Raw genomic sequence first — 21423 nt, 5'->3', positions numbered from 1 at the left:
CTCAACGGCACTCGAGTCGTTCGGCATCACTCCGCCCGACCGCTTCGTCGCCATCATAGACCAGCTCCGCCGCGGCACCTTCAATATACGAGAGTCGAATTATTGGCCAATTTCCTTGGCAAACTTGCCGTCTTTACTCAGTTTTACTCAACATTGCGCGGTTTCGATTGCTCCTGGCTTGTGTGTCCAATAAATGGGGACAGAGTCAGCGTATTTTTGCCGCCGCTTGCGATTAATTGGGGACAGAGTCGATTTCTGCTGTAAAATCGCCTGCTCAACATTTGAGCAGACGCCATGGCACGCCAACCCCGACTCATCGTTCCCGAGCAACCGCACCACGTCATCCAGCGCGGCAATAACCGCCAGGTGATCTTTCGCGAAGAGGCCGACTACCAGCGCTTCCTGGTCTGGCTCAAGGAGGGCGCCAGGTTCTATGACGTGGCGATCCACTCCTACGTCCTGATGCCGAACCACCTGCACCTGCTGGCCACGCCCAGCGATGCCACCGGCCTGGCGCTGATGATGCAGAAGGTGGGCCGGCTCTACGTTCCGTGGTTCAATCTCAAGTACGAGCGCAGCGGCGGTTTGTTCGAAGGACGTTTTCGCACCTCGCTGATCGATTCGGACCGCTATTTCATGACCTGCAGCCGTTACATCGAGCTCAATCCGGTGCGTGCGCAGCTCACGGTGGCGCCGGACGACTATCCCTGGTCCAGCTACGCCCACCACGCCGGCATCCGCACCGACACCCTGGTCGCCGATCATCCGCTGTTCTGGGCACTGGGCAACACGCCGTTCCAGCGCGAGGCGGCGTATATCGACATGGTCCGGCAAGGCCTCAGCACGGAAGAGGTCGATTTCATCACGATCGCGATCCTCAAGAACCAGCCGCTCGGCTCGCTCTCCTTCAAGACCGAACTCGAGCGTAAAACGCAACGCCAGATCCTGCCGGCCAAGCGCGGACGTCCCTTCAATCCACCGCTACCGCCACTTTCAGCAGCCTGAAGCGCACAATTCCTGACACAACGGCACGGTTATTCGTGCCGTTTTTTTTGCCAGAAATCCTCATAACATCAACGACTTAGTGTCAAATCAACCGATTCTGAACAGGCGTGATTGACTCTGTCCCCAATTAATCGGTGAGACAAAAAGTTGTCAAACAATTCGACTCTGACCCTAATTATTCTGGTTGACGAGGCATTTTGCAGTGCACTATTCTCGGCGTTCGATCCCCGTAAAGTTGTGGAGAATGTCTCATGATTGCCCAAGGTTTGTATGATCCCGCCAATGAACACGATGCCTGCGGCGTCGGCTTCATCGCCCATATCAAGGGCAACAAGAGTCACTCGATTATTGAACAGGGTCTGCAGATCCTGAAGAACCTCGATCACCGGGGCGCCGTCGGCGCCGATGCGCTGATGGGCGACGGCGCCGGCATCCTGATCCAGATCCCGGACCAGTACTTCCGCGACGAGATGGCCAAGCAGGGCGTCGAACTGCCGCCGCCCGGCGAATACGGCGTCGGCATGGTGTTCCTGCCGAAAGAGCACGCCTCGCGCATCGCCTGCGAACAGGAAATCGAGCGCGCCGTGCGCATCGAAGGCCAGGTCGTGCTGGGCTGGCGCAACGTGCCGGTCGACGAGACCATGCCGATGTCGCCTTTCGTGCGCGCCAAGGAACCCGTGATCCGCCAGATCTTCATCGGCCGCGGCCCGGACATCATGGTCACCGACGCGCTCGAACGCAAGCTCTACGTCATCCGCAAATCGTCCGGCCACGCGATCCAGGCCCTGAAACTCTTGCACGGCAAGGAATTCTTCGTGCCGTCGATGTCGGCGCGCACCATCGTCTATAAAGGCCTGCTGCTGGCCGACCAGGTCGGCGTCTACTACAAGGACCTGCAGGATCCGCGCTGCATCTCGGCCCTGTCGCTGGTCCACCAGCGCTTCTCGACCAACACCTTCCCCGAGTGGCCGCTGGCCCACCCGTATCGCATGATCGCCCACAATGGCGAGATCAACACCGTCAAGGGCAACTTCAACTGGACCCGCGCGCGCGAAGGCACGCTCAAGTCGGCCGTGCTGGGCGAAGACCTGAACAAGCTGTTCCCGCTGATCTACGAAGGCCAGTCCGACACCGCCTGCTTCGACAACGCGCTCGAGCTGCTGGTGATGGCCGGCTATCCGGTGGCCCAGGCGATGATGATGATGATCCCTGAAGCCTGGGAAAACCACACCGCGATGGACGACAACCGCCGCGCCTTCTACGAATATCACGCGGCGATGATGGAACCATGGGACGGCCCGGCCGCCATGGCCTTCACCGACGGCCGCCACATCGGCGGCACCCTGGACCGCAACGGCCTGCGTCCGGCGCGCTACGTCATCACCGAGGACGACCTGGTCGTCATGGCGTCCGAATCGGGCGTGCTGCCGATCCCCGAATCGCGCATCGTCAAGAAGTGGCGCCTCCAGCCGGGCAAGATGTTCCTGATCGACCTGGAAGCCGGCCGCATCATCGACGACAAGGAGCTCAAGGACAGCTTCGCCAACGCCAAGCCCTATAAAGCCTGGATCAAGTCGGTGCGCATCAAGCTGGGTGAAATCAAGCTGTCCGAATCGCAGCTGATGGCCGCGCGCGCCAAGGACGCGCAAGGCGAGAAGCAGCCGCTGACCCTGCTCGACCGCCAGCAGGCGTTCGGCTACACGCAAGAAGACCTGAAATTCCTGATGGCGCCGATGGCCGTGCTGGGCGAGGAAGCCACCGGCTCGATGGGCAACGATTCGCCGCTGGCCGTCACCTCGAACAAGCTCAAGCCGCTGTATAACTACTTCAAGCAGTTGTTCGCGCAAGTGACCAACCCGCCGATCGACCCGATCCGCGAAAGCATGGTCATGTCGCTGGTGTCCTTCATCGGCCCCAAGCCGAACATCCTCGACACCAACAACGTCAACCCGCCGATGCGCCTCGAAGTGTCGCAGCCGATCCTCGGCTTCGACGACATGGCGCGCCTGCGCGCCATCGGCCAGCACACCGGCAGCAAGTTCAAGGCCTATGAGCTGAACATCTGCTACCCGGTCGCTTGGGGCAAGGAGGGCATCGAAGCCTCGCTCGCCTCGCTGTGCGCCGAAGCGGTCGACGCCGTCAAGTCGGGCCACAACATCCTGATCGTGTCGGACCGCCGCCTGTCGCCCGACCTGGTCGCCATCCCCGCGCTGCTGGCCACATCCAGCGTGCACCAGCACCTGGTGGCGAAGGGCCTGCGCGCCTCGACCGGCCTGGTGATCGAGACCGGCTCGGCGCGCGAGACCCACCACTTCGCCCTGCTGGCGGGCTACGGCGCCGAAGCCGTCCACCCCTACCTGGCGCTGGAAACCCTGGCCGAACTGGCCCACGGCCTGCCGCACGAAATGTCGGCGGAGACCGCGAGCTACAACTACATCAAGGCGATCGGCAAGGGCTTGCTGAAGGTGATGTCGAAGATGGGCATCTCCACCTACATGTCCTACTGCGGCGCCCAGATCTTCGAAGCCGTGGGCCTCAACAAATCGCTGGTCGACAAGTACTTCAAGGGCACCTCGTCGAACGTCGAAGGCATCGGCCTGTTCGAAGTGGCCGAGGAAGCGCTGCGCCTGCACGCCCTGGCCTTCGGCAACGATCCTGTGCTGGCCAACAGCCTGGACGTCGGCGGCGAATACGCCTTCCGCGTGCGCGGCGAAGACCACCTGTGGACGCCGGACGCGATCGCCAAGCTGCAGCACTCGACCCGCGCCAACAACTTCTCGACCTATAAAGAGTACGCCCAGCTGATCAACGACCAGACGCGCCGTCACCTGACGCTGCGCGGCCTGTTCGAATTCCGCATCGACCGCGACAAGGCGATCCCGATCGAGGAAGTCGAACCGGCGAAAGAGATCGTCAAGCGCTTCGCCACCGGCGCGATGTCGCTCGGCTCGATCAGCACCGAAGCCCACGCCACGCTGGCGATCGCGATGAACCGCATCGGCGGCAAGAGCAATACCGGCGAAGGCGGCGAGGACCCATCGCGCTACCTGAACGAATTCAAGGGCATCGCCATCAAGAAGGGCGAAACGTTATCGTCGGTGCTGGGCAAGGACCGCGTGATGGTCGACATCCCGCTGGAAGAAGGCGATTCGCTGCGCTCGAAGATCAAGCAGGTGGCCTCGGGCCGCTTCGGCGTCACGGCCGAATACCTGAACGCGGCCGACCAGATCCAGATCAAGATGGCGCAGGGCGCCAAGCCGGGCGAGGGAGGCCAGCTGCCGGGCCATAAGGTGTCCGAATACATCGCGTCGCTGCGCTTCTCGGTGCCGGGCGTCGGCCTGATCTCGCCGCCGCCGCACCACGACATCTATTCGATCGAAGACCTGGCCCAGCTGATCCACGACCTCAAGAACGCCAATCCGCGCGCCTCGATCTCGGTCAAGCTGGTGTCGGAAGTCGGCATCGGCACCGTCGCCGCCGGCGTCTCGAAAGCCAAGGCCGACCACGTGGTGGTCGCCGGCCATGACGGCGGCACCGGCGCCTCGCCGCTGTCCTCGGTCAAGCACGCCGGCACGCCGTGGGAGCTCGGCCTGGCCGAGACCCAGCAGACCCTGGTCCTGAACGGCCTGCGCAGCCGCATCCGCGTGCAGGCGGATGGCCAGATGCGCACCGGCCGCGACGTCGTGATCGCCGCCATGCTGGGCGCCGACGAAGTGGGCTTCGCCACCGCGCCGCTGGTGGTCGAGGGCTGCATCATGATGCGTAAATGCCACCTGAATACCTGCCCGGTGGGCGTGGCCACGCAGGATCCGGTGTTGCGCGCCAAGTTCCAGGGCAAACCCGAGCACGTGGTGAACTACTTCTTCTTCGTCGCCGAGGAAGCGCGCCAGATCATGGCCCAGCTGGGCATCCGCAGCTACGACGAGTTGATCGGCCGCGCCGACCTGCTCGACAAGTCGAAGGCGGTCCAGCACTGGAAGGCGCAGGGCCTGGACTTCTCGAACATCTTCTACCAGCCGCAGGTGGACTGTCGCAGCGCCCTGTACCACACGGGCGAGCAGGATCACGGTCTCGACAAGGCGCTGGACCACAAGCTGATCGCGCAAGCGAAAGCCGCGCTGGAAAAGGGCGAGCGCGTCTCGTTCATCTCGCCGGTGAAGAACCTGAACCGGACCGTGGGCGCGATGCTGTCGGGCGAAGTCGCCAAGCGCTATGGACACGCCGGCCTGCCGGACGACACCATCCACATCCAGCTGCAGGGCACGGCGGGCCAGTCGGCGGCGGCCTTCCTGGCCGGAGGCATCACGATCGACCTGGTCGGCGAAGGCAACGACTACGTCGGCAAGGGCCTGTCGGGCGGCCGCATCATCGTGCGCCCGAACACCGAGTTCCGCGGCTGGGCGGTGGACAACATCATCGTCGGCAATACCGTGATGTATGGCGCGATTTCGGGCGAAGCCTTCTTCAACGGCGTGGCCGGCGAGCGCTTCGCGGTGCGTAACTCGGGCGCCATCGCGGTGGTCGAAGGCTGCGGCGACCACGGTTGCGAATACATGACCGGCGGCACCGTCGTGGTGCTGGGCGAGACCGGACGCAACTTCGCGGCCGGCATGTCGGGCGGCGTGGCCTTCGTCTACGATCCGAAGGGCGAGTTCGCGGGCCGCTGCAATACCACGATGGTCAACCTGGAACCGGTGCTGTCGGCCAAGGAGCAGTGCGACCCGGCGGTCTGGCACAGCCAGACCCGCAATGGCGAGCGCGAATGCGACGAGGTCATCCTGCGCCGCCTGATCGAGCGTCACTTCAAGCATACCGGCAGCACGCGCGCGCGCAATCTGCTGGACGACTGGGCCAACAGCCGCAGCAAGTTCGTCAAGGTGTTCCCGACCGACTACAAGCGCGCCCTCGAGGAGATGCACAACTCGAGCATGGAAGAAGCGAACGACAAGATTGAGTTGGCGGCCTGAGACCGCGGAACTTGGGTCCCCGCTTTCGCGGGGATGACCTTGGTGTCGATCACCGCAGCGAATAGATTAAGGAATAAACGTGGGCAAAATCACCGGTTTCATGGAATTCGCACGGCAGGAAGAGGAATACCTCGACCCGCCCGTGCGTCTCAAGAACTACAAGGAATTCGTCGTCACCCTGACCGACGGCCAGGCCAAGGTGCAGGGCGCGCGCTGCATGGATTGCGGCATCCCCTTCTGCAACACGGGCTGCCCGGTCAACAATATGATCCCGGACTGGAACGACCTGGTCTTCCATGGCAACTACCGCCATGCGCTGGACAATCTCCACTCCACCAATAACTTCCCCGAGTTCACCGGCCGCATCTGCCCGGCGCCGTGCGAATCGGCCTGTACCCTCGGCATCAACAACGACCCGGTCGGCATCAAGTCGATCGAGCGCAAGATCATCGACACCGGCTGGGAGCACGGCTGGGTGGTGCCGCAACCCCCCAGCGTCAAGACCGGCAAGAAGGTCGCCATCGTCGGCTCGGGTCCTGCCGGCCTGGCCGCGGCCCAGCAGCTGGCGCGCGCCGGCCACGACGTGACGGTGTTCGAAAAGAGCGACCGCATCGGCGGCCTGCTGCGCTACGGGATCCCCGACTTCAAGATGGAGAAGGACCTGATCGACCGTCGCGTCGAGCAGATGCAGGCCGAGGGTGTCACCTTCCGCACCGGTGTCCTGATCGGCAAGGACTTCCCGGCCACGGTCAGCAATATGGCGCGCGACACGATCTTCCCGGAAGACCTGGAAAAGGACTTCGACGCCGTGATCCTGGCCGGCGGCGCCGAGCAGCCGCGCGACCTGCCGGTCCCGGGCCGCCAATTGAAGGGCGTGCACTTCGCGATGGACTTCCTGCCGCAGCAGAACCGGGTCAATGCCGGCGACAAGCTGAAGGACCAGATCAAGGCCACGGGCAAGCATGTGGTGGTCATCGGCGGCGGCGACACCGGTTCGGACTGCGTCGGCACCTCGAACCGCCACGGCGCGCTTTCCGTCACCCAGTTCGAACTGATGCCGCAGCCGCCGGAGCAAGAGAACAAGCCGCTGGTCTGGCCTTACTGGCCGACCCGCCTGCGCACCTCGTCCTCGCACGAGGAAGGCTGCGAGCGCGACTGGGCGGTGGCGACCAAGCGCCTGGAAGGCAAGGGAGGCAAGGTCGAGAAGCTGATCGCCTGCCGCGTCGAATGGAAGGACGGCAAGATGAGCGAAGTGCCGGACAGCGAATTCGAACTCAAGGCCGACCTGGTGTTCCTGGCAATGGGCTTCGTCTCGCCGGTGCAGCAGGTGCTGGACGCCTTCGGCGTGCAGAAGGACCCGCGCGGCAACGTGCGCGCCACGACCGAGGGCGAAGGCGCCTACCAGACCTCGAACCCGAAGCTGTTCGCGGCCGGCGACATGCGCCGCGGCCAGTCGCTGGTGGTGTGGGCGATCCGCGAAGGCCGCCAGTGCGCGCGCTCGGTCGACGAGTTCCTGATGGGTTCCTCGGTCCTGCCCCGTTGAGATCCCGGTGGCGGCCGCGCAATGCGGCCGCCACTACCTTCGCTCCCGCATCGATCGCCGCTTCGTCGAAGGCGGCGAAGCCCATCACCCGCGACGGCGCCGGCCGCGCTCACGCGCCAGCTGGACTTCCCCGAACCCCGCCTGTACGCCATCCTGGCCAAGTGAAACGCCATCCCGGCATCTGATCCGCGGTTGTATCTTGCGTTGACAAAATGGCGACAGAGTATTGCATATTCTGTCACTTGCTATTTCGTCACGTCGGCCCCAGATTATGGTGCGTTGCAAAAAATGTGGCTTACCGGGCCAGTAATTAGGAGGAGCTTAAACCTGCCCCTTCGGCAGTTTTTGGATGCAGCTTATTGATACAATTCAACAATGCCAATATTGTGAAACATACATATCTTAATAAAAACAATGGCTTATAAGCGGAATTATCTGACTCATTAGTTATTAGTGTTGTAATAGTACGTCGCCGCCTGGGGGTAAAATCGGGTCCCTCAAGCAGGTAAATAGCTTTCTGCACTACAATACCGGATTCCCCAAACATTAATTATGCTGTGTCGAACCTAGTCGAAATCCGCGATCTGCATTTTGCTTACGGTGAGCGTTCCATCCTGTCGAATCTCCGTATGGACTTCCCACGCGGCAAGCTCATTGCCGTCATGGGCGGGTCGGGTTGCGGCAAGACCACGGTGCTGCGCCTGATCGGCGGCCAGATCCGTCCCCAGCGGGGCGAAGTGCGCATCGGCGGCGAAGTCGTGCACCAGCTCGATACCGAGGGCCTGTACCGCCTGCGCCGCCGCATGGGCATGCTGTTCCAGTTCGGCGCACTGTTTACCGACCTGTCGGTGTTCGACAACGTCGCCTTCCCGCTGCGCGAGCACACCGACCTGTCCGAAGAGCTCATCCGCGACCTGGTCCTGATGAAGCTCAACGCCGTCGGCCTGCGCAATGCGCACCGCCTGAAGCCGGCCGAGATCTCGGGCGGCATGGCGCGCCGCGTGGCCGTGGCGCGCGCGGTGGCGCTGGACCCCGAACTGATCATGTACGACGAGCCGTTCGCCGGCCTCGATCCGATCTCGATGGGCGTGACCGCCAACCTGATCCGCAACCTGAACGACGCGCTGGGCTCGACCTCGATCCTCGTCTCGCACGACGTGCACGAGTGCTTCGCGATCGCCGACTATGTGTACTTCATGTCCGCCGGCAAGATCGTGGCCGAGGGCACGCCGGACGACCTGCGCGTCTCGGAAGACCCTTACGTGAAACAATTCGTCAATGCCGCCCCGGACGGTCCGGTGCCGTTCCATTATCCCGGCAGCTCGCTGGCCGACGACCTGGGCCTGGGAGCGCGCACATGATCGCCCGCGTCCTTGGCCTGGTCGGCTGCACCGTGCGCGAAGGCTTCGCCGGCCTCGGTTTCGCCGTGCGCTCCTTCTTCAACCTGCTGGGCGTCTCGCCGGGCGCTTTCCGCCGCCCTGGCCTGATTTCTGAGCAGATCCATTTTATCGGCAACTATTCGCTGGTGATCATCGCCGTGTCCGGCCTGTTCGTCGGCATGGTGCTGGGCCTGCAGGGTTACTACACGCTGAACCAGTATGGCGCCGAACAGATGCTGGGCCAGGTGGTGGCGCTGGCGCTGGTGCGCGAACTGGGCCCGGTCGTGACCGCGCTGCTGTTCGCCGGCCGCGCCGGCACCTCGTTGACCGCCCAGATCGGCCTGATGAAGGCCGGCGAACAGCTGTCGGCGATGGAAATGATGGCCATCAACCCGGTGCAGCGCGTGCTGGCGCCGCGTTTCTGGGCCGGCGTGATCGCGATGCCGGTCCTGGCCACCGTGTTCTCGGCGGTGGGCGTGCTGGGCGGCTACATCGTAGGCGTGAAACTGATCGGCGTCGACGAAGGATCGTTCTGGTCGCAGATGCAAGCCGGTGTCGATGTGCGAGCTGACGTACTGAACGGCGTGATTAAAAGCTTTATCTTTGGCATCGCAGTGACCTTTACCGCCCTGTTCCAGGGCTACCAGGCCCAGCCGACGCCGGAAGACGTGTCGCGCGCGACCACGCGCACCGTCGTGATTGCATCGCTGCTGGTCTGGGGGCTGAATTTCGTCATGACGGCCCTGATGTTCAATAAATAAGTTAATAAACGGTTAAAACGGTTACTGTAGGGTATTCAAAATGCATCGCAAAACTATCGACGTCTGGGTCGGCCTGTTCGTTCTGCTGGGTCTGGCCGCGCTGCTGTTCCTGGCTTTCCAGGCAGGAAACATGAGGTCTCTGTCGTTCGGCCAAACGTATTCGATCACGGGCCGTTTCGACAATATCGGCGGGCTCAAGCCGCAGGCGCCGGTCAAGAGCGCGGGCGTGGTGGTCGGTCGCGTGGGTGAGATCACCTTCGACGACAAGAGCTTCCAGGCATCGGTGCGCCTCGATATGGAGTCTGAATATAAATTCCCGAAAGACAGCTCGCTGAAGATTTTGACTGCTGGCTTATTGGGTGAACAATACATCGGCATCGAAGCCGGTGGCGATGAGCAAAACCTGGCGGAGGGCGATCGCATCAACCGCACCCAGTCGGCGACGGTCCTGGAAGACTTAATTAATCAATTTATCTACAGCAAGGCTGCTGAAGGAAAGGAAGGTAGTGAATGAACTACGCCGTCACGCTCTCGCACTTGCGCCTCGGCGCCGCCGCCGCCGCCATCCTGGTCCTGACGGGATGCGCAACGACTGCCTCCAACCCCCAGGATCCGCTGGAAGGCTATAACCGCGCCATGTTCAGCTTCAACGATGCGGTCGACCGCGCCGTGCTGAAGCCGGTGGCCACCGGCTACAAGAACGTCGTGCCGGGCTTTGCCCAGACCGGCGTCGGCAATTTCTTTGGCAATCTGTCGGATGCCTGGAGCTCGGTCAACAACCTGCTGCAGGGTAAACCCGAGCAGGCCGGCACCGATTTCGGCCGCGTTGCGCTGAACTCGACCTTCGGCATCTTCGGCCTGCTCGACATCGCTTCCGAAGCGGGCATGCAGAAAAGCGACGAAGACTTCGGCCAGACCCTGGGCAAATGGGGCGTGCCAAGCGGCCCCTACTTGATTTTGCCGCTGCTGGGCCCATCTACCGTGCGTGATACCGCAGCGTTGCCGGCCGATATCGGCGGTGACATCTGGAAGTACAAGGAGCCAGCCAACTGGCGCAATATCGGCGCGGGCATCCGCGTGATCGATACCCGCGCCAGCCTGCTCGACGCGTCCAGCCTGCTCGAAGACGCCGCACTCGACCGTTACGAGTTCCTGCGCGACGGCTATCTGCAGCGCCGCCAGAGCCAGGTGTACGACGGCGACGCGCCGCGCCAGGCCCCGGACGCCGACGAGCAGTAACAACAAGATCAACCGTGCGCGCGGCCATCGCCGCCGCCAACCGAAAGGAAACCGATGAAGCCATTCATGCACCTGGTCGCCGCCGCCGCCACCGTGGCGTTCTCCACCGTCCTGGTCGCCGCCCCGGTGGCCGCCGCCGAAGCGCCGGACGCGCTGGTCAAGCGCATCAGCAATGAAGTGATCGACAGCGTCAAGGCCGACAAGGACATCCAGGCCGGCAACCGCAGCAAGATCATGGGCCTGGTCAACGAAAAGATCCTGCCCCACGTCGACGCCGAGAAGATGACCCAGCAGGCGGCCGGCCGCCACTGGCGCAGCGCCACCCCGGAACAGAAGCAGAAGCTGACCAAGGAGTTCCGCGACCTGCTGGTGTACACCTACGCCGGCGCGCTGTCGACCATCAAGAACGAGACCGTCGAGTTCAAGCCGATGCGCGGCTCGCCGACCGATAGCGACGTCGAAGTGCGCTCGCAGGTGAACGTCGCCCGCGGCGAACCGATCACCCTGAACTACCGCCTGAGCAACGACAAGGGCAGCTGGAAGATCTATGACGTGAACGTGCTGGGCGCCTGGCTGGTCCAGACCTATACCAGCACCTTCAACAGCGAGATCAGCAAGAGCGGCATCGATGGCCTGATCAAGCGCCTGGCCGACCGCAACGCCCAGCTGGCCTCCAAGCCGCTGGCCGCGCCGGCGAAGTGATCCGTCAACATGGCTGAATCCAACCCGATGCTGTCGATCGACGCCCTGACCTTCCTGACCGCCCACCAGGCGCTGGAGCAGGGCGCGGCGGCGATCCGCGCCGGCGAGACCGTGTTCGATCTCGGCGGCGTGAAGGCGGCCGATTCGTCCGGCGTGGCCCTGCTGCTGGCCTGGCAGCGCCGCGCGCGCGATGCCGGCCACCGGCTCACCTTCGTGAACGTGCCGGACAACGTGCAAAAGCTGGCGGCCCTGTACGGGGTCGACACGCTGCTGCCGCAAGCCTGAAGACCGGCGGCCGACTGGCCGCCGTTTGCATTGCGCCTCCCTCCGGCGTACCCCGCGCAATTCTCCCCTCTGCCCGCTTGACATGGCGATTTCACCTATAATGGACCGTTTCTCCGCACGGTCCTTCGGTGCGCTTACGGGTCGAATCCCATTTCCGCGCGCCGCGCCATCCAACAAGCATGACAGCAATCCAGATTGACAGCGTCGAGAAGAGCTACAAGGGCTTCAAGGCCCTGAAGGGCGTCTCCTTGGACATCGAGGAAGGCGAGTTCTTCGGCCTCTTGGGCCCGAACGGCGCCGGCAAGACCACCCTCATCTCCACCATCGCGGGCCTGATCCGGCCCGATGCCGGCCGCGTGCGCATCCACGGCCACGACGTCGTGAGCGACTTCCGCGAAGCGAGAAAGCGCCTGGGCGTGGTGCCGCAGGAACTGGTGTTCGATCCCTTCTTCACGGTGCGCGAGACCCTGCGCCTGCAGTCGGGCTACTTCGGCATCCGCAACAACGACGCCTGGATCGACGAGGTGATGCACAACCTCGATCTCACCGACAAGGCCGACGTGAACATGCGCGCGCTGTCGGGCGGCATGAAGCGGCGCGTGCTGGTGGCGCAGGCCCTGGTGCACCGTCCGCCCGTGATCGTGCTCGACGAGCCGACCGCCGGCGTCGACGTCGAGCTGCGCCAGACCCTGTGGAAGTTCATCGCGCGTTTGAACCGCGAGGGCGGCCACACCGTGGTCCTCACTACCCACTACCTCGAGGAAGCGCAAGCCATGTGCCAGCGCGTGGCCATGCTCCGGCGCGGCAATGTGGTGGCGCTCGACACCATGAGCGCGCTGCTGCGCCGCGTGTCGGGCTCGCAGCTGGTGGTGCACCTGAAGTCGGGGGATCTGCCCGAGTCGCTGCGCCATCTCGTCTCGCACGACGAGCACACCAACGGCAATGGCAACGGCGGCGGCAACAAGTACACGCTGCGCGTGAACGATTATTCGGAGGTCGAGCCGATCCTGGCGCGCCTGCGCGAGAACGGCGCCGTCATCGACGAGATGCAGCTGGAGCAGGCCGACCTCGAGGACATCTTCATCCAGATCATGGAGGAGGGCAAGTAATGTTCTCGATCGGTTTCCGTACCCTGTTCTACAAGGAGTCGCTGCGCTTCTGGAAGGTCGCGACCCAGACCGTGGCCGCGCCGGTGGTCACCGCCATGCTCTACCTCCTGATCTTCGGCCACGTGCTCGACGGCCGGGTCGAGATGCTCGACGGCGTCGCCTACACCTCGTTCCTGATCCCGGGCCTGGTGATGATGAGCGTGCTGCAGAACGCCTTCGCCAATTCGTCGTCGTCGCTGATCCAGTCCAAGATCAGCGGCAACCTGGTGTTCATCCTGCTGCCGCCGCTGTCGCACGCCGAGATCCTGTCCGCCTACGTGCTGGCCTCGATGCTGCGCGGGATCGTGGTCGGCGCCGGCGTGTTCGTCATCACCGCCTGGTTCGCCCACCTGGAGTTCGTGGCGCCGGTGTGGATCGTGGTGTTCGCCCTGCTGGGCGCGGCCATCCTCGGCACCATGGGCACGATCGCCGGCATCTGGGCCGAGAAGTTCGACCAGCTGGCGGCCTTCCAGAACTTCCTGATCATGCCGGCGACCTTCCTGGCCGGCGTGTTCTATTCCGTCCAAAAACTGCCGCCTTTCTGGCTCGCCGTCTCGCATTTCAACCCGTTCTTTTATATGATTGACGGGTTCCGCTATGGGTTCTTCGGCCAGTCCGACGTTTCGCCATGGACCAGCCTGGCCGTCGTGACCGTGTTCTTCGCGGTGCTGACGGGCGTGGCGATCAATCTGCTCAAGCGCGGCTACAATCTGCGCCATTAATAGTACAAAGTTTAACTGGAGTTATCGTGGCGACCACACCCGAACTGATCCACGGCTATATCAGCGCCGGCCTCGAATGCACCCACCTCGACGTGAAGGGCGATGGCCATCACTTCGAGGCCGTGATCGTCTCGCCTGCCTTCGCCGGCAAGCGTCCCATCCAGCGTCACCAGATCGTGTACGCCGCGCTGGGCGACCGCATGCGCGAGGAAATCCACGCGCTGTCGATGAAAACCCTGACCCCTGAAGAATTCGGAGGATAAGCATGGACAAGCTCCAGATCGTCGGCGGCAAGCGCCTGGCTGGTGAGATTTCGGTATCCGGCGCCAAGAACGCGGCGCTGCCCATCCTGTGCGCCGGCCTGTTGACCGCCGGCGACCTGCAGCTGTCGAACGTGCCGCGCCTGCACGACGTGCGCACCATGCTCAAGCTCCTGGAAAAGACCGGCCTCCGGGTCGTACAGGACGATAAGGAAGGAGAACAGCGGGTCACCCTGAACGGCGGCGCCATCGACACGCTCGAGGCGCCGTACGAGCTGGTCAAGACCATGCGCGCCTCGATCCTGGTGCTGGGTCCCCTGCTGGCGCGCTTCGGCGAAGCCAAGGTCTCGCTGCCGGGCGGCTGCGCGATCGGCTCGCGTCCGGTCGACCAGCACATCAAGGGCCTGCGCGCGATGGGCGCCGAGATCACGATCGAGGGCGGCTACATCTACGCCAAGGCGAAGAAGCTGAAAGGCGCGCGCATCCACACCGACATGATCACCGTGACCGGCACCGAGAACCTCCTGATGGCGGCGACCCTGGCCGAAGGCGAGACGGTGCTCGAGAACGCCGCGCGCGAACCGGAAGTGACCGACCTGGCCAATCTGCTCGTGGCCATGGGCGCGAAGATCGAGGGCATCGGCACCGACCGCCTGGTGATCCAGGGCGTGGACGAACTGCACGGGGCGACCCATGCGGTGATCTCGGACCGCATCGAGGCCGCGACTTTCCTGTGCGCGGTGGCGGCCACCGGTGGCGACATCGTGCTGACCAATACCCGCACCGACATCTTCGACGTCGCGCTCGACAAGCTGCGCGAGATCGGCCTGCAGCTGACCGTTGGTGAAAATACCATCCGCGCGCAGATGGACGGCCGTCCGCGTCCGGTCTCGTTCCGCACCACCGAATATCCGGGCTTCCCGACCGATATGCAGGCCCAGTTCATGGCCGTGAACACGATCGCGGACGGTCCGTCGAAAGTCACCGAGACGATCTTCGAGAACCGCTTCATGCACGTGCAAGAGATGAACCGCCTCGGCGCGCACATTTCGACCGAGGGCAATACTGCCTTCATCAAGGGCGTCGAACGCCTGGTCGGCGCGCCGGTGATGGCGACCGACCTGCGCGCCTCGGCTTCCCTGGTGATCGCCGGCATGGCGGCCGAGGGCACCACCCTGATCGACCGCATCTACCACCTCGATCGCGGCTACGACCGGATGGAAGTGAAACTGTCGGCCGTTGGCGCCGATATCGTACGTATTAAATAAGCGTATTAAATAAGCTCAAGCACATGACATTCAATGGCGTACATGGAGAACCCCAGCTGATCCTGGCGCTTTCCAAGGGCCGCATCTTCGAAGATACCCTGCCGCTGCTGTCGGCGGCCGGGATCGAGGTGCTGGAAAACCCCGAGACTTCGCGTAAACTCATCCTCTCGACCAACGATCCGGGCGTGCGGGTGCTGATCGTGCGCGCGTCCGACGTGCCGACCTACGTCCAGCATGGCGCGGCCGATTTCGGCGTGGCCGGCAAGGACGTGCTGCTCGAGCATGGCGGAGAAGGGCTGTACCAGCCGATCGACCTGCGCATCGCCCAGTGCCGCATGTCGGTCGCGGTCAACGCCGGCTTCGACTACGACAGCGCCGTGCGCCAGGGCGCGCGCCTGCGGGTGGCGACCAAGTTCGTCAACACCGCGCGCGAGCACTTCGCCAGCAAGGGCGTGCACGTCGACCTGATCAAGCTGTACGGCTCGATGGAACTGGCGCCGCTGGTCGGCCTGTCGGACGCTATCGTCGACGTGGTCTCGACCGGCGGCACCCTGCGCGCCAACAACCTGGTCGAAGTCGAAAAGATCATGGACATCTCCTCGCGCCTGGTGGTGAACCAGGCCGCGCTCAAGCTCAAGCGCGAGCGCCTGCAACCAATTCTCGAGGCGTTCGAACGCGCCTCCCAACGACAAGGCTGAAGCATCATGGCAGTACAGATCCGCAAGTTAGACTCCACCGCGCCCGACTTCAAGAACACCCTCGACGCCCTGCTGGCGTTCGAAGCGGAAACCGATGACGCCATCGAGACCGCGGTCGCGCATATCCTGCGCGACGTGAAGGCGCGCGGCGACGCGGCTGTGCTGGAGTACACCAACAAGTTCGACCGCATCCCCAACGGCGGCGCGAAGTCGATGGCCGAATTCGACATTGGCCAGGCCGAGTTGGACCAGGCCCTGGCCGCGCTGCCGGAAGCCCAGCGCGCCGCGCTGCAGGTGGCGGCCGACCGCGTGCGCGTGTTCCACGAGCGCCAGAAGGACGCCTCGACCGGCTTCACCTTCACCGAGCCCGATGGCACGGTGCTGGGCCAGCGCGTGACCCCGCTGGACCGGGTCGGCATCTATGTCCCGGGCGGCAAGGCGGCGTATCCGTCGTCGGTGCTGATGAACGCGATTCCGGCCCACGTCGCCGGCGTGAAAGAAATCATCATGGTCGTGCCGACCCCGGACGGCGTGAAGAACCAGATGGTCCTGGCCGCCGCCGCGATTGCGGGAGTGACCCGCGTGATCACCATCGGCGGCGCGCAAGCCGTCGGCGCGCTGGCCTACGGCACCGAGACCATCCAGCCGGTCGACAAGATCGTCGGCCCCGGCAACGCCTATGTCGCCGCCGCCAAGCGCCGCGTGTTCGGCGTGGTCGGCATCGACATGATCGCCGGCCCGTCCGAGATCCTGGTGCTGTGCGACGGCACCACCGATCCGGACTGGGTGGCGATGGACCTGTTCTCGCAGGCCGAGCACGACGAACTGGCCCAGGCCATCCTGCTGTGCCCCGACGCCGACTACATCGCGAAAGTGGAGCAGAGCATCCACAAGCTGCTGCCGACGATGCCGCGCAAGGACACGATCACCACGTCGATGACCGACCGTGGCGCGCTGATCAAGGTGCGCGACATGGACGAGGCCTGCGAGATTGCCTCAAGCATCGCCGCCGAACACCTCGAAATCTCGGCGCTCGATCCGATGCAGTGGGCGGATAAAATCCGCCACGCGGGCGCGATGTTCCTGGGACGTTTTTCATCCGAGTCGCTGGGCGACTATTGCTGCGGCCCGAACCACGTGCTGCCGACCTCGCGCACGGCGCGCTTCTCGTCGCCACTGGGCGTGTACGACTTCCAGAAACGCTCGTCGATCATCCAGGTCAGCGAAGCCGGCGCCCAGACGCTGGGCAAGGTCGCTGCCACCCTCGCGTATGGCGAAGGCCTGCAGGCGCACGCGCGCAGCGCCGAGCTGCGTCTGGATCCCACGCAGTTGCAAAACCTGCCGCAGGCATCATGACGTCCTGGGTCAACCAGGTATTCTGCGAGGATGCGCTGGCCGGCCTGGCGCGCATCCCGGACGGGTCCATCGACCTGATCCTGACCGACCCGCCCTACAACCTGGGCAAGGACTACGGCAACGCGTCGGACCAGCAAAGCGTCGAGGCCTACCTCGCCTGGACCGAGCAGTGGATCGACGCCGCCATCCCCAAGCTCAAGCCCAACGGCAGCCTGTACATCTTCCTCACCTGGCGCTTCGCGCCCGAGATCTTCGTGATGCTGAAAAAACGCATGACGATGATGAACGAGATCATCTGGGACCGCCGCGTGCCATCGATGGGCGGCAGCGTGCGCAGCTTCTCCTCGGTGCACGACACCATCGGCTTCTTCGCCAGGCGCAAGGATTACTATTTCGACCTGGACGCGGTGCGCATCCCGTATGACGCCGAGACCAAGAAGGCGCGTTCGCGCTCGATTTTTGTTGGCGCCAAGTGGCTCGAAGTCGGCTACAACCCGAAGGACGTGTGGAGCGTGTCGCGCCTGCACCGCGAGCATCCGGAGCGCGCCGACCATCCGACCCAGAAGCCGCTCGAGATCATCGAGCGCATGGTCAAGGCCTCCTGCCCGCCGGGCGGCATCGTGCTCGACCCCTTCATGGGCAGCGGCACCACGGCCATCGCCGCCAAGCGCCTGGGCCGCCAGTACACCGGCTTCGAACTGAATCCCGATTACTGCGCCATCATTGCCGAACGCCTGGCCGCGCCTGAGGTGCCGGTCAGCGGGGCGAAAGCAAAAAAATTGCGCAAGGCCGCCAAGGCCGCCAACATCACGGAAGAAACATCATGACCGACATCGCCAAACTGATCGAGAACACCATCCGCGCCGACGTGCGCGCCGTGGGCAGCTATCACGTGCCGGACTCGATCGGCTACGTCAAGCTCGACTCGATGGAAAACCCATACCAGCTGCCCGAGCCGCTGCGCGCCGAACTGGGCGCGCGCCTGGCCGAGGCGGCCCTGAACCGCTATCCGGTGCCGTCCTACCGCACCCTCAAGGACAGGATCTGCAGCAAGCTGGGCGTCCCGGAAGGCTATGACGTCCTGCTCGGCAACGGCTCGGACGAGCTGATCACGATCCTGGCGACCGCGATCGCGCGCCAGGAACGCGAAGCCGGCAGCCGCCGCGCCGTGGTGATGGCCCCGGTCCCGGCCTTCGTGATGTTCTCGCGCTCGGCCCAGTTCGCGGGCGCCGACTTCGTCGGCGTGCCGATCCAGTCCGATTTCTCGCTCGACCTGCCGGCCATGCTGGCGGCGATTGCCGAGCACAAGCCGTCGCTGGTATTCCTGGCCTATCCGAACAACCCGACCGGCAACCTGTACGATGCCGGCGACATGGTCGCGATCATCGAGGCCGTGGGCGAGCATGGCATCGTGGTGGTCGACGAGGCGTATCAACCGTTCGCCCGGGTCAGCTTCATGGAGCGGCTGCCGCAACACCCGAACCTGGTCGTGATGCGCACCCTGTCCAAGCTGGGCCTGGCCGGTATCCGCCTCGGCTATATGTCGGCCGCCGCGCCGCTGCTGGCGGAGTTCGAGAAGGTGCGCCCGCCGTACAACGTCAATGTGCTCACGCAAGTGGCGGCCGAGTTCGCGCTCGACCACCTGGACGTGCTGGACCGCCAGGCCGGCCTGCTCAACGAGGAACGCACCCGCCTGGCCGCCGCCCTGGCGGCCCTGCCCGGTGTGGAAGTGTTCCCGTCGGCCGCCAATTTCATCTCGCTGCGCGTGCCCGATGCCGAGCGCGCCTGTGCGATTCTCCATGGCGAGAAGGTCTTGATCAAAAATTTGAGTAAAATGCATAAATTGCTGGCCAACTGCATCCGCGTCACGGTCAGCACCCCCGAAGAGAACGACCAGTTCCTGGCAGCCCTGAAGACGTCGCTGTAATCCAGCGCCCCTGACGGACACCATTTAATCCAGTCGGCTCCTGCCCAGCAAGAGACCGACCGACGACCGCCCTTAGCAATGACCCGCACTGCCGACATCACGCGCAATACCAACGAGACGCAGATCCGCGTCTCGATCAACCTCGACGGCACCGGCCGCCAGAAGCTCAATACCGGCGTCCCCTTCCTCGACCATATGCTCGACCAGATCGCGCGTCACGGCATGTTCGACCTCGAGGTCGAGGCCGTGGGCGACCTGCACATCGACGCCCACCATACGGTGGAAGACGTCGGCATCACGCTGGGCATGGCCGTGGCCAAGGCCATCGGCGACAAGAAGGGCATCGTCCGCTACGGCCACTCGTACGTGCCGCTGGACGAAGCGCTGTCGCGCGTGGTGATCGATTTCTCGGGCCGTCCCGGCCTGGAGCTGCACGTGCCGTTCACGCGCGCCATGATCGGCGCCTTCGACGTCGACCTGACCGGCGAATTCTTCCGCGGCTTCGTGAACCACGCGGCGGTCACCCTGCACATCGACAACCTGCGCGGCGTGAACGCCCACCACCAGTGCGAGACGGTGTTCAAGGCCTTCGGCCGTGCGCTGCGCATGGCCACCGAGCTGGACCCGCGTGCGGCCGGCATCATCCCGTCGACCAAGGGCAGCCTGTAATCATGGCCAACAAGATCGTCGTCGTCGATGGACTCGGTAACCTGCGCTCGGTGGCGCAGGCGCTGCGCGCCGCCGCGCCCGAGGCCGACGTCCTCATTTCCAGCTCGGCCGCGGACCTGGACCGCGCCGACCGCATCGTGCTGCCGGGCCAGGGCGCCATGCGCGACTGCATGCGCAGCCTGCGCGAATCCGGTCTCGAAGACGCGCTGATGCGCGCCGCCAAGACCCGTCCGATCATGGGCGTGTGCGTGGGCGAGCAGATGCTGTTCGATGAAAGTGAAGAGAACGAAGGCACCCCCGGCCTGGGCCTGTTGCCCGGCAAGGTGGTGCGGTTCCAGTTGGACGGCAAGCTGCAGGCCGACGGCTCGCGCTTCAAGGTCCCGCAGATGGGCTGGAACCAGGTGCGCCAGGCGCGTCCCCACCCGCTGTGGGAGGGCGTCGAGGACGGCAGCTATTTCTATTTCGTGCATAGTTACTACGCCGCGCCGGAGAACCGCGACGACGTGATCGGCGAGACCGACTACGGCGGCCCGTTCTGCTGCGCCGTCGGCCGCGATAATATCGTCGCCACCCAGTTCCACCCCGAAAAGAGCGCCGCCGCCGGGCTGCGCCTGTACCGCAATTTCATTCACTGGAATCCGTGATTCCGCGTTTTAAACCGTCAACCAACCGACAACGACCATGCTGCTGATCCCCGCCATCGACCTGAAAGACGGTCACTGCGTTCGCCTGAAACAAGGCGATATGGACCTCGCCACCGTGTTTTCCGAAGATCCCGCCGACATGGCGCTGCATTGGCTGAAGAAGGGCGCGCGTCGCCTGCACCTGGTCGACCTGAACGGCGCATTCGCGGGCAAGCCGAAGAACGAGTCCGCCATCAAATCGATCCTGCAGGTGGTGCAGGAATACGCCGAAGACAATGGCCTGGACGAGATCCCGGTCCAGCTGGGCGGCGGCATCCGCGACCTCGACACCATCGAGCGCTACCTGGACGACGGCATCAGCTACATCATCGTCGGCACCGCCGCGGTCAAGAACCCGGGCTTCCTGCACGACGCCTGCGGCGCCTTCCCGGGCCACATCATCGTCGGCCTGGACGCCAAGGATGGCAAGGTCGCGACCGACGGCTGGAGCAAGATGTCGGGTCACGAAGTCATCGACCTGGCCAAGAAGTTCGAAGGCTATGGCGTCGAATCGATCATCTACACCGACATCGGCCGCGACGGCATGATGGCCGGCGTGAATATCGAGGCGACCGTCAAGCTGGCGCGCGCGGTGAAGATTCCCGTGATCGCCTCGGGCGGCGTGCACGTGCTGGCCGACGTCGAAGCGCTGTGCGCGGTGCAGGACGAGGGCATCGAAGGCGTGATCTGCGGCCGTTCGATCTACGAAGGCACGCTCGACCTGGCCTCGGCCCAGGAACGCGCCGATGAACTGACGGAAGGGGCGCAAACCTGAACACGTCGTTCCCGCGCAGGCGGGAACCCAAGTTTT

At 64.1% G+C, this 21423-nt stretch carries 21 protein-coding genes; all 21 read left to right on the top strand.

Annotation, left to right across the window (positions count from 1 at the left end):
• Window positions 1-193 (top strand): hypothetical protein (locus ABIB42_RS08550; protein ID WP_429248217.1); only part of this gene is annotated, 193 nt, incomplete at its 5' end.
• A gap of 101 nt (window positions 194-294) precedes the next feature.
• Complete coding sequence (locus ABIB42_RS08545; protein ID WP_005664365.1) at window positions 295-1005, top strand: transposase; 711 nt, start codon at window positions 295-297, stop codon at window positions 1003-1005.
• A 251-nt stretch (window positions 1006-1256) separates the two neighbouring features.
• The gene (locus ABIB42_RS08540) at window positions 1257-5972 is read left to right on the top strand and encodes a glutamate synthase-related protein (protein WP_184240134.1); all 4716 of its coding nucleotides are present in this window, start codon (window positions 1257-1259) and stop codon (window positions 5970-5972) included.
• A 79-nt stretch (window positions 5973-6051) separates the two neighbouring features.
• A complete protein-coding gene (locus ABIB42_RS08535) occupies window positions 6052-7515 on the top strand; it encodes a glutamate synthase subunit beta (RefSeq protein ID WP_429248216.1) in 1464 nt (487 codons plus the stop codon).
• 557 nt (window positions 7516-8072) lie between these two features.
• Window positions 8073-8876, top strand: coding sequence for an ABC transporter ATP-binding protein (locus ABIB42_RS08530; RefSeq protein WP_071361032.1), 804 nt, complete (start codon window positions 8073-8075; stop codon window positions 8874-8876).
• Window positions 8873-9655 (top strand): lipid asymmetry maintenance ABC transporter permease subunit MlaE, encoded by a 783-nt coding sequence (gene mlaE / locus ABIB42_RS08525; protein WP_005664373.1) that lies wholly within the window; start codon window positions 8873-8875, stop codon window positions 9653-9655. The genes ABIB42_RS08530 and mlaE overlap by 4 nt, the downstream gene beginning before the upstream one ends.
• Before the next feature lie 40 nt (window positions 9656-9695).
• Window positions 9696-10169 (top strand): outer membrane lipid asymmetry maintenance protein MlaD, encoded by a 474-nt coding sequence (gene mlaD / locus ABIB42_RS08520; protein WP_005664375.1) that lies wholly within the window; start codon window positions 9696-9698, stop codon window positions 10167-10169.
• Window positions 10166-10894, top strand: coding sequence for an MlaA family lipoprotein (locus ABIB42_RS08515; RefSeq protein WP_429248215.1), 729 nt, complete (start codon window positions 10166-10168; stop codon window positions 10892-10894). The genes mlaD and ABIB42_RS08515 overlap by 4 nt, the downstream gene beginning before the upstream one ends.
• Window positions 10895-10948: 54 nt before the next feature.
• On the top strand, window positions 10949-11596 hold the full coding sequence (locus tag ABIB42_RS08510) for an MlaC/ttg2D family ABC transporter substrate-binding protein (protein ID WP_005664379.1): 648 nt from the start codon (window positions 10949-10951) through the stop codon (window positions 11594-11596).
• Between the two features lie 9 nt (window positions 11597-11605).
• Entirely contained in the window at window positions 11606-11881 is a 276-nt protein-coding gene (locus tag ABIB42_RS08505; protein ID WP_005664380.1) for an STAS domain-containing protein, read from the top strand.
• A 179-nt stretch (window positions 11882-12060) separates the two neighbouring features.
• Entirely contained in the window at window positions 12061-12990 is a 930-nt protein-coding gene (locus tag ABIB42_RS08500) for an ABC transporter ATP-binding protein (RefSeq protein WP_005664382.1), read from the top strand.
• Complete coding sequence (locus tag ABIB42_RS08495) at window positions 12990-13751, top strand: ABC transporter permease (RefSeq protein ID WP_071361035.1); 762 nt, start codon at window positions 12990-12992, stop codon at window positions 13749-13751. Before ABIB42_RS08500 ends, ABIB42_RS08495 begins: the two co-directional genes overlap by 1 nt.
• A gap of 26 nt (window positions 13752-13777) precedes the next feature.
• Entirely contained in the window at window positions 13778-14014 is a 237-nt protein-coding gene (locus ABIB42_RS08490) for a BolA family protein (RefSeq protein WP_005664385.1), read from the top strand.
• Between the two features lie 2 nt (window positions 14015-14016).
• A complete protein-coding gene (gene murA, locus ABIB42_RS08485; protein ID WP_429248214.1) occupies window positions 14017-15279 on the top strand; it encodes a UDP-N-acetylglucosamine 1-carboxyvinyltransferase in 1263 nt (420 codons plus the stop codon).
• A 23-nt stretch (window positions 15280-15302) separates the two neighbouring features.
• Window positions 15303-15977, top strand: coding sequence for an ATP phosphoribosyltransferase (gene hisG, locus ABIB42_RS08480; protein ID WP_005664389.1), 675 nt, complete (start codon window positions 15303-15305; stop codon window positions 15975-15977).
• A 6-nt stretch (window positions 15978-15983) separates the two neighbouring features.
• The gene (gene hisD, locus ABIB42_RS08475) at window positions 15984-17333 is read left to right on the top strand and encodes a histidinol dehydrogenase (RefSeq protein ID WP_005664391.1); all 1350 of its coding nucleotides are present in this window, start codon (window positions 15984-15986) and stop codon (window positions 17331-17333) included.
• Complete coding sequence (locus ABIB42_RS08470; RefSeq protein ID WP_314436228.1) at window positions 17330-18160, top strand: DNA-methyltransferase; 831 nt, start codon at window positions 17330-17332, stop codon at window positions 18158-18160. Before hisD ends, ABIB42_RS08470 begins: the two co-directional genes overlap by 4 nt.
• On the top strand, window positions 18157-19260 hold the full coding sequence (gene hisC, locus ABIB42_RS08465) for a histidinol-phosphate transaminase (protein ID WP_005664395.1): 1104 nt from the start codon (window positions 18157-18159) through the stop codon (window positions 19258-19260). The genes ABIB42_RS08470 and hisC overlap by 4 nt, the downstream gene beginning before the upstream one ends.
• A 78-nt stretch (window positions 19261-19338) precedes the next feature.
• Window positions 19339-19929 (top strand): imidazoleglycerol-phosphate dehydratase HisB, encoded by a 591-nt coding sequence (gene hisB, locus ABIB42_RS08460; RefSeq protein ID WP_005664397.1) that lies wholly within the window; start codon window positions 19339-19341, stop codon window positions 19927-19929.
• Between the two features lie 2 nt (window positions 19930-19931).
• The gene (hisH, locus tag ABIB42_RS08455) at window positions 19932-20573 is read left to right on the top strand and encodes an imidazole glycerol phosphate synthase subunit HisH (protein WP_071361040.1); all 642 of its coding nucleotides are present in this window, start codon (window positions 19932-19934) and stop codon (window positions 20571-20573) included.
• Window positions 20574-20610: 37 nt separating this feature from the next.
• Entirely contained in the window at window positions 20611-21387 is a 777-nt protein-coding gene (gene hisA / locus ABIB42_RS08450) for a 1-(5-phosphoribosyl)-5-[(5-phosphoribosylamino)methylideneamino]imidazole-4-carboxamide isomerase (protein WP_005664401.1), read from the top strand.
• The last annotated feature ends 36 nt before the right edge of the window (window positions 21388-21423 follow it).

It is taken from the genome of Massilia sp. UYP32 (assembly GCF_050434365.1).
In the GTDB taxonomy this organism is placed as follows: Bacteria; Pseudomonadota; Gammaproteobacteria; order Burkholderiales; family Burkholderiaceae_D; genus Telluria; species Telluria timonae.
The sequence above is the reverse complement of the archived record's forward strand: the minus strand, read 5'-3'. Positions and strand labels throughout refer to the sequence as shown.